The sequence below is a fragment of the Vulcanococcus sp. CPBay_Sum15L08_68 genome, from assembly GCF_017855895.1.
GTDB lineage: Bacteria > Cyanobacteriota > Cyanobacteriia > PCC-6307 > Cyanobiaceae > Vulcanococcus.
In genome coordinates this window covers 1-8,077 of record NZ_JAFMFX010000075.1, presented here as the reverse complement: position 1 = coordinate 8,077, position 8,077 = coordinate 1, and the positions used below count along the sequence as shown (strand labels likewise).

The following is an 8,077-nucleotide window of genomic DNA, read 5'->3' as shown; positions in this document are numbered from 1 at the left end:
ACGTGCCGTTGGACCAGATCGAGTTCAACGTCAAAAAGCAGATGGAGGAGTGCAACGAGGCACCCTTCTATGTGCTCGGTCCTCTGGTCACCGACATCGCCCCCGGTTACGACCACATCACCTCAGCCATCGGTGCGGCCATGGCCGGCTGGCATGGCACGGCGATGCTCTGCTATGTCACCCCCAAGGAGCACCTGGGTCTGCCCAATGCAGAGGACGTGCGTGAAGGCCTGATCGCCTACAAGATCGCCGCCCACGCCGCCGACATCGCCCGTCACCGCCCCGGTGCCCGCGATCGTGACGACGAGCTGAGCCGCGCTCGCTACGCCTTCGACTGGAACAAGCAGTTCGAACTGTCCTTGGATCCCGAACGGGCCCGTGAGTATCACGACGAAACCCTGCCGGCTGATATCTACAAGCAGGCTGAGTTCTGCTCGATGTGTGGACCCAAGCACTGCCCGATGCAGACCAAGATCACGGAAGAAGATCTAGAGGGGCTTGAGAAAGTCCTTGCTGAACAGCAGAGCAATAGTGAAGTCGCTGCTGTTTAATTCCACGCTTCTTGTTTGAGTTCAGGACCCGGGCGAAAGCCCGGGTTTTTTATTGCTGATTCATCAGGTTGTGTGGGCACAAAAAAGCCCCGCCATCGGCGGGGCTTTGAGTGGAATCAATGATTCTTGCCTAATCAGCCCAGGGCCTTGGCTTTGGCAACCACGTTGTCGACGGTGAAGCCGAACTTCTCCATCAGCAGCGGGCCGGGGGCGGAAGCACCGAAGCGGTCGATGGAGACGGTGTCGCCTTCGAAGCCGGTGTACTTGTGCCAGCCGAAGCTGCTGGAGGCCTCGACCACCAGACGCTTGCGGCAAGCGGCGGGCAGGACGCTCTCGCGGTAGGCGGCGTCTTGCTCTTCGAACAGGTCCACGCAGGGCATGGACACCACGCGGACGTTCTTGCCTTCGGCGCGCAGCTGGGCAGCGGCCTGGACGCAGAGGTCGAGCTCGGTGCCGGTGCCGATCAGGATCAGATCGGGGGTGCCGTTGCTGTCCTCAAGGATGTAGCCACCCTTGGCCACGTGGTCGGCGTTGGAGTTGGCCTGGTTGGCCATCGCCTGACGGCTGAGGAACAGCACGGTGGGGCGGTGACGGTTGGCCACGGCGACCTTGTAGGCACCGCTGGTTTCGTTGCCGTCGCCGGGGCGGATCACCAGCATGTTCGGGATCGAACGCAGGCTGGCCAGGGTCTCGATCGGCTGGTGGGTGGGGCCGTCTTCACCCAGACCGATGGAGTCGTGGGTCAGGACATAGATCACGCCCAGTTCGCTCAGGGCGGACAGGCGCATGGCGCCCACCATGTAGCCAGCGAAGACGCAGAAGGTGCCGCCGTAGGGAACCAGGCCGCTGCCGTGATAGGCGAGGCCATTCAGGATGGCGCCCATGGCGTGCTCGCGCACACCGAAGTGCAGGTAGCGGTTGCCCTCGGCACCCTTCTGGAAACCGGACTCACCCTTGATGTCGGTGAGGTTGGAGTGGGTCAGGTCAGCAGAACCACCGATCAGCTCGGGCAGGTTGGGGCCGATGGCATTCAGGCAGTTGTAGGAATGCATCCGGGTGGCCACACCCTTGTCGTCAGGGGTGTAGCTGGGGAGGTTTGCATCCCAGCCCTGGGGCAGTTCACCACGCAGCTGACGCTCGAACTGAGCGGCTTCAGTGGGGTACTTGCTGCGGTAGTCAGCCAGGGTGGCGTTCCAGGCGGCCTCAGCGGCGGCGCCACGCTCGATGGCCTTGCGCCACTGGTCGTAGGACTCCTGAGGAACTTCGAATTCGCCGTAGTTCCAACCCAGGTTCTGGCGGGTCAGGGCTGCTTCGTCAGCACCCAGAGCGGCGCCGTGCACACCGGCGGTGTTGGCCTTGTTGGGGGAGCCGTAGCCGATGGTGGTGGTCACCTTGATCATCGAAGGACGATCGGTGACGGCCTTGGCCTCTTCAATTGCCTTGGCGATGGCGCCCAGGTCGGTGTTGCCGTCCTGAACGTGGATGGTGTGCCAGCCGTAGGCCTCGTAGCGCTTCAGCACATCCTCGGTGAAGGAAACGTTGGTGTTTCCGTCGATGGTGATGTGGTTGTCGTCGTACAGGGCGATCAGTTTGCCCAGACCCAGGTGACCGGCCAGGGACGCAGCTTCACCGCTGACACCTTCTTGGTGGCAGCCGTCGCCCATGATCACGTAGGTGGTGTGATCAACGAGCGTGCAGTCGGGCTTGTTGAACTTGGCCGCCAGGTGTGCCTCGGCCATGGCCAGGCCGACAGCGTTGGCGATGCCCTGACCCAGGGGACCGGTGGTGACTTCGACGCCGGCGGTCTCGAAGGTCTCGGGGTGACCAGGGGTCTTGGAGCCCCACTGGCGGAATTGCTTGATGTCCTCGATCGTGACCGAGTCGTAGCCGCTCAGGTGCAGCAGCGCGTACAGCAGCATGCAGCCGTGGCCGGCCGAGAGCACAAAGCGGTCACGGTTGAACCACTTGGGGTTCTTGGGGTTGTGCTTGAGGAACTTGTCCCACAGGGTGTAGGCCATGGGAGCGCAACCCATGGGCAGTCCGGGGTGGCCGGAGTTGCTCTTGTTGATCGCGTCGACGGCCAGGAAGCGGATGCTGTTGACGCAGAGCGTGTCGACAGAAGCGGGAGCGACGACCATGGGTTACGGGTAAGGGAAGGGTGTACGGGCGGGGGAGACCGCGGGCTAGGTGAACCGGCGGAACGCCAGGCAAACGTTGTGGCCGCCGAACCCAAAGGAATTCGAAAGCACCACGTTCAGTTTGTGTTCCCGGGCCTGATTGGGAACGACATCCAGATCACAGGCCGGATCCGGATTTTGGTAGTTGATCGTAGGCGGCACCACGTTGTGGCCAATCGCCAGGACCCCGGCAACGGCTTCAATGCCGCCGCTGCCGCCCAGCAGGTGACCGGTCATCGACTTGGTCGAGCTCACGGGAATCTGCTTGGCCCGATCCCCGAGCGCGGACTTGATCGCCGAGGACTCGTTGGAGTCATTGGCCGGGGTGCTGGTGCCGTGGGCGTTGACGTAGTCGACCGCATCGGCCTCGATGCGTGCGTCTTGAAGAGCCAGGCGCATGGCCTCAGCCCCGCCCACGCCACCGGGGGTGGGTGAGGTGATGTGGTGGGCATCACAGGTCATGCCGTAGCCAACCACCTCAGCGAGGATCTCGGCCCCGCGGGCCTGGGCGTGCTCGAGGCTCTCAAGAACCAGCACGCCTGCGCCCTCGCCGATCACAAAGCCATCACGCTCGGCATCGAAGGGCCGGCTGGCGGTTGCCGGATCGTCGTTGCGGAATGACAAAGCCTTGGCGCTGGCGAATCCAGCCACTCCCAACGGGGTGATGGCGGATTCGGCGCCACCGCAGACCATCGCGTCGGCTTGACCCAGCTGGATCAACCGGAAGGCATCACCGATGGCATTGGAGCCGGCGGCGCAGGCCGTAGCCACAGCACTGCTGGGGCCCTTGGCGCCAATGGCGATCGCCGTCAGGCCAGTGGCCATGTTCGGGATCATCATCGGAACGGTGAAAGGGCTCACCCGAGACGGACCCTTGTCTGCCAGCACGTGGGCCTGGGTCTCCATCATCAGAAGACCGCCCACGCCAGAACCGATCGCGGTTCCGATCCGATGGGCGTTGCTGTCGTCGATGGTCAGACCTGCATGGGCCACAGCCTGCTTGGCGGCAACCACCCCGAACTGGCAAAACCGATCCCAGCGCTTGCTTTCTTTGGGCTCGATGTAGGCGGAGGGATCGAAATCCTTCACCTCAGCCGCAAAGCGGCAGGCATGGGCAGACGCGTCAAACAGGGTGATCGGCGCAACCCCGTTACGACCGCTACTCAGTCCTTCCCAGTAGGAAGTGACGTCATTACCAATTGGTGTGACCGCGCCAAGGCCGGTGACGACGACGCGGCGGAGACCCTCCACCATCAATTCCTTCCTCAGGCCTGCTTGTCCAGGATGTATTTGACGGCGTCGCCAACGGTGGCGATGCCTTCAGCGGCTTCGTCGGGAATCTCGATATCGAAGGCCTCTTCCAGGGCCATCACGAGTTCAACGGTGTCGAGCGAGTCAGCGCCCAGATCGTTCTGGAAGTTGGATTCGGGCTTCACTTCGCCGGCGTCAACGCTCAGCTGCTCAACAACGATCGAGCGGACTTTCTCGAAGATCGCTTCCTGGGACATGGCCGGAGTGTCGGACGCCGCATCCTACGGGTATGTGTGCCAGGCACCCCCCGTATGAACAAGGATGACGGCCAGGGAGGCCTGTGGCTTGGATGCTGATTGCCATGGGTACCTTGGGCGTCGCGTCCACAGACGACATGTCCCACGCCGTCAAGATTTACGACACCTGCATCGGCTGCACCCAGTGCGTTCGGGCATGTCCTCTCGATGTTCTCGAGATGGTGCCCTGGGATGGCTGCAAGGCCGGCCAGATCGCCTCGTCTCCCCGCACCGAAGATTGCGTCGGTTGCAAGCGCTGTGAGACCGCTTGCCCCACCGACTTCCTCTCCATTCGCGTCTACCTCGGCGACGAAACCACCCGCTCCATGGGCCTGGCTTACTGAGCCCAGCTCCCATAAGCTCAAGCCCGGCCCAGCCGGGCTTTTTTATTGGTTCCAGGCGCTATGTGCGGCATCGTTGCGGTGATTGGTTCGCGCGAGGCGGCACCGCTCCTCTTGGAGGGTCTGCGTCAGCTCGAATACCGGGGCTATGACTCCGCGGGAATCGCCACGGTGGCGGACGAGTCCGGCTTGGCCTGTCTGCGCGCTGAAGGCAAGCTCGCCAACCTCACGGCTCGTTTTGAGGCGCAGGGGGCCCAGGGGCAGTGCGGCATTGGCCACACCCGTTGGGCGACCCACGGCAAGCCGGAAGAACGCAATGCCCACCCCCACCTCGATGGTCCCCGTCGTCTGGCCGTGGTGCAGAACGGGATCATCGAGAACTACAGAAGCCTGCGTGAGGAGCTCCAGGCCAAGGGTGTGGTCTTCCGCTCGGACACGGACACCGAGGTCATTCCCCATCTGCTGAGCCAAGAGCTCGATCGGTTGGAGGCCCTGGGCCACGCCGCCTCTCCCCAGCTCCTGCTTGAGGCCGTGCAAGCGGTTTTGCCGCGGCTGCATGGGGCCTACGCCTTGGCCGTGGTTTGGGCTGCGCTCCCGGGTGCCCTGGTGGTGGCCCGCAAAGCAGCGCCTTTGCTGATTGGCCTGGGGGAAGGGGAATTCCTCTGCGCCAGTGATACCCCGGCTCTGGCTGGCTTTACGCGCACGATCCTGCCGATGGAAGACGGGGAGGTGGCGCTGCTCACCCCCCTCGGAATCGAGCTCTATGACGAGGCCGGAGCGCGGGTGCAGCGGGCTCCCACCCTCCTGAGCGGCACGGATCACGTGGCGGACAAGCGCAGCTTCCGTCACTTCATGCTCAAGGAAATCCATGAGCAGCCCGAGACCGCCGCCCTTTGGGTTGCTCGACATCTCCCCGATGCATCCGCGCGGGTGGCCTTGCCGCTCGATGAGAGCGTGTTTGAAGGGATTGAGCGCATCCAGGTTCTCGCCTGCGGCACCAGCCGCCATGCCGCCTTGGTGGGGGCCTATCTCCTGGAGCAGCTGGCCGGGATTCCGACCAGCGTGTTCTATGCCAGCGAATTCCGCTACGCCCCGCCACCGCTGGCGCCGAACACCCTCACCATCGGTGTGACCCAATCGGGTGAAACGGCAGACACCTTGGCTGCTCTCGCGATGGAGCAGGAGCGGCGCCGAGCCGTTGCCGATCCGGCCTTCGCCCCCCGTCTGCTGGGGATCACGAACCGCCCTGAAAGCTCCCTGGGCCGGATGGTTGATCAGATCCTCGACATCGGTGCCGGCATCGAGGTGGGTGTTGCCGCCACCAAGACCTTCCTGGGTCAGTTGTTGGCGTTCTACGGCTTGGCCATTGCCTTTGCCGAACGTCGCTCTGGACGGCCTGGGGTTCTCGGCGCCGAAGCCCTGCAGCAGCTGACGGCTGGTCTGCGGGATCTTCCCCAGCAATTGCGCAGCTTGGTGGATGACCATGACGGCCGCTGTGAGCAGATGGCCCATCTGTTCGCGGACACCCAGGACGTGATCTTCCTGGGCCGGGGCATCAACTATCCGATTGCCCTTGAGGGGGCGCTGAAGCTCAAGGAGATCAGCTACATCCATGCCGAGGGCTACCCCGCCGGCGAGATGAAGCACGGCCCGATCGCCCTGCTGGACGCCCGGGTGCCCGTGGTCTCGATCGCCGTCCCAGGCACGGTGTTCGACAAGGTGCTCAGCAATGCCCAAGAGGCCAAGGCCCGCGATGCCCAATTGGTGGGCGTTGCCCCCAATTGCCCGGATGCCGAGCTGTTCGACACCCTGTTGCCGGTGCCGGAGGTGGATGAGTTGCTCAGCCCGCTGCTGACGGTCGTGCCGATGCAGCTGCTGAGCTATCACATCGCAGCCCACCGGGGGCTGGATGTCGATCAGCCCCGCAATCTCGCCAAGAGCGTGACGGTCGAGTAGCCCCTCAGGCGCTGCGCCCGTAGAGGTCCTCGAAGCGGACGATGTCGTCCTCACCCAGGTAGGGGCCGCTCTGCACTTCGATCATCTCGACCGGGATCTTGCCCGGGTTCGAGAGCCGGTGCTTGCAGCCCAGGGGGATGTAGGTGCTTTGGTTCTCGCCCACCAGCTCTTCAACGCCGTCCTTCTCGACGACGGCGGTTCCTTGCACCACGATCCAGTGCTCAGCCCGGTGGTGGTGCATCTGCAGTGAGAGCGAAGCCCCAGGGTTCACGCTGATGCGCTTGACCTGCCAGCGATCGCCCTCGGTGATGCCGTCGTAGGCACCCCAGGGCCGGTAGATCTTGCGGTGGGCCTTGCTCTCCGGTGCTCCGCTTTGCTCGAGCAGGCCGACGATGCTTTTGACGTTCTGGGCCTGATCCCGTTTGGCGACCAGCACCACGTCATTGGTTTCCACCACCACCAGGTCTTCCACGCCCAGACCCACCACCAGGCGGTGCTCGCTGCGCAGGTAGCAGTTGCGGCTGTTCTCGCTGATGACCCGCCCCCGCAGGACATTGCCCTGCTCGTCTTGATCAGCTGTTTCCCAGAGGGCACTCCAGCTGCCGACATCGCTCCAGCCCGCCTGCAACGGCAGGACGGCACCGCGGTCGGTCTTCTCCATCACCGCCACGTCGATGGCGACGTTGGGGCACTGGCCAAAGGCCTCCTTCTCCAGCCGTTGGAAGTTCAGGTCTGAGCCGCCCTGGGCCAAGGCACTGCGGCAGGCCTGGACCACCTCGGGGGCCAGCCGCTCCAGTTCCGCCAGGATCACGCTGGCCTTGAACAGGAACATGCCGCTGTTCCAGGTGAAGCGGCCGGTGGCCAGGAAGCCTTCGGCGGTGGCGCGGTCGGGCTTCTCCACAAACCGGGCGATCGGCACGGGGGTGCCCGCATCCCCCAGCGGTTGAGCGGCTTCGATGTAGCCGTAGCCGGTCTCGGGGGCCGTGGGCACGATCCCGAAGGTCACCAGTTGGCCCGCCTCAGCGGCTTCCACACCGGCTTGCACCGTCTGGCGGAAGGCGGCTCCTTCTCGAATCACGTGGTCGGCTGCGAGCACCAGCAGCAGTGGGTCATCGCCTGCGGCCATGGCCTGCAGGGCGGCGATCGCCACGGCTGGGGCGGTGTTGCGGCCCACGGGCTCCAGCAGGATCGCCGAGGGATCCACGCCGATCTGGCGCATCTGCTCGGCGACGATGAAGCGGTGGTCCTCGTTGCAGATCAGCAGCGGCGGCTGGAGGTTGGCGATGCCCTCAAGTCGCTGCTGGGTTTGCTGCAGCAGGGTTTCTTCCCCTTGGCCCGCCAGGGCCCAGTACTGCTTGGGGTAACTGGCCCTCGATAGGGGCCAAAGGCGGGTTCCAGTACCGCCACACAAAATCACTGGAACCAGGGCCGCCATGGAGTGCACTCCTCTTGCACACCATTTCAAACCAAGCCCGCCCGCTTTGCCCGCTGGCTTGGTGCTGGTT

At 64.2% G+C, this 8,077-nt stretch carries 7 protein-coding genes; 3 read left to right on the top strand and 4 right to left on the bottom strand.

The window, feature by feature from the left end; all coding sequences use genetic code 11:
* On the top strand, window positions 1-551 hold a 551-nt coding region (locus QZ189_RS09975), incomplete at its 5' end, for a phosphomethylpyrimidine synthase ThiC (RefSeq protein WP_296421671.1).
* A gap of 134 nt (window positions 552-685) precedes the next feature.
* On the opposite strand, the gene tkt is transcribed toward QZ189_RS09975, so the two are convergent.
* The 3 genes from tkt to acpP are packed head-to-tail and all read right to left on the bottom strand — an operon-like array spanning window position 686 to window position 4,236.
* The gene (tkt, locus tag QZ189_RS09970) at window positions 686-2,689 is read right to left on the bottom strand and encodes a transketolase (RefSeq protein WP_296421670.1); all 2,004 of its coding nucleotides are present in this window, start codon (window positions 2,687-2,689) and stop codon (window positions 686-688) included.
* Window positions 2,690-2,734: 45 nt separating this feature from the next.
* Window positions 2,735-3,982, bottom strand: coding sequence for a beta-ketoacyl-ACP synthase II (gene fabF, locus QZ189_RS09965; RefSeq protein ID WP_296421669.1), 1,248 nt, complete (start codon window positions 3,980-3,982; stop codon window positions 2,735-2,737).
* A gap of 11 nt (window positions 3,983-3,993) precedes the next feature.
* The gene (gene acpP / locus QZ189_RS09960; protein ID WP_010314088.1) at window positions 3,994-4,236 is read right to left on the bottom strand and encodes an acyl carrier protein; all 243 of its coding nucleotides are present in this window, start codon (window positions 4,234-4,236) and stop codon (window positions 3,994-3,996) included.
* 137 nt (window positions 4,237-4,373) lie between these two features.
* On the opposite strand from acpP, the gene psaC reads away from it, so the two are divergent.
* Both psaC and glmS read left to right on the top strand, forming a co-directional pair.
* Window positions 4,374-4,619 (top strand): photosystem I iron-sulfur center protein PsaC, encoded by a 246-nt coding sequence (gene psaC / locus QZ189_RS09955; RefSeq protein ID WP_006850103.1) that lies wholly within the window; start codon window positions 4,374-4,376, stop codon window positions 4,617-4,619.
* Between the two features lie 60 nt (window positions 4,620-4,679).
* Window positions 4,680-6,572 carry a glutamine--fructose-6-phosphate transaminase (isomerizing) gene (gene glmS, locus QZ189_RS09950; RefSeq protein ID WP_296421672.1) on the top strand — a complete coding sequence of 631 codons (1,893 nt, stop codon included), beginning with the start codon at window positions 4,680-4,682 and terminating at the stop codon, window positions 6,570-6,572.
* A 4-nt stretch (window positions 6,573-6,576) separates the two neighbouring features.
* On the opposite strand, the gene QZ189_RS09945 is transcribed toward glmS, so the two are convergent.
* A complete protein-coding gene (locus tag QZ189_RS09945) occupies window positions 6,577-8,007 on the bottom strand; it encodes a mannose-1-phosphate guanylyltransferase/mannose-6-phosphate isomerase (RefSeq protein ID WP_296421668.1) in 1,431 nt (476 codons plus the stop codon).
* Window positions 8,008-8,077: the final 70 nt, after the last annotated feature.

Coding starts and splice junctions, on each gene's coding strand:
- tkt (WP_296421670.1), bottom strand. CDS start 2,689: ATGGTCGTCGCTCCCGCTTCTGTCGACACGCTCTGCGTCAACAGCATC.
- fabF (WP_296421669.1), bottom strand. CDS start 3,982: ATGGTGGAGGGTCTCCGCCGCGTCGTCGTCACCGGCCTTGGCGCGGTC.
- acpP (WP_010314088.1), bottom strand. CDS start 4,236: ATGTCCCAGGAAGCGATCTTCGAGAAAGTCCGCTCGATCGTTGTTGAG.
- psaC (WP_006850103.1), top strand. CDS start 4,374: ATGTCCCACGCCGTCAAGATTTACGACACCTGCATCGGCTGCACCCAG.
- glmS (WP_296421672.1), top strand. CDS start 4,680: ATGTGCGGCATCGTTGCGGTGATTGGTTCGCGCGAGGCGGCACCGCTC.
- QZ189_RS09945 (WP_296421668.1), bottom strand. CDS start 8,007: ATGGCGGCCCTGGTTCCAGTGATTTTGTGTGGCGGTACTGGAACCCGC.